Below are 276 nucleotides of genomic sequence, written 5' to 3' on the forward strand. Positions count from 1 at the left end.
GGGACTGATTGATCGCGCCGCCGATCCCCTCTAAATTCTTGTCCTTACCCGATACTCAGGAGAGCGGCATGAAAGTCCTGCGCATCGTTGCCAATATCCAGGCGCCCGACCTCATGGCCGCCAAACGCTTCTATGAGGATATTCTCGGGCTCGATCTGATGATGGATCACGGCTGGATCGTCACGTTCGGCGCGAATACTTCCATGAAGGTTCAGCTCAGTGTCGCCAGCCAAGGCGGTTCCGGGACTCCGGTGCCCGATCTCTCCATCGAGGTGG

At 58.0% G+C, this 276-nt stretch carries 1 pseudogene; it reads left to right on the forward strand.

The window, feature by feature from the left end:
* Positions 1–68: 68 nt before the first annotated feature.
* Positions 69–276: pseudogene (locus EOD29_RS31590) on the forward strand (glyoxalase); the annotation flags it as partial.

The organism is Mesorhizobium sp. M1A.T.Ca.IN.004.03.1.1, assembly GCF_003997555.1.
Classification (GTDB): Bacteria; Pseudomonadota; Alphaproteobacteria; order Rhizobiales; family Rhizobiaceae; genus Mesorhizobium.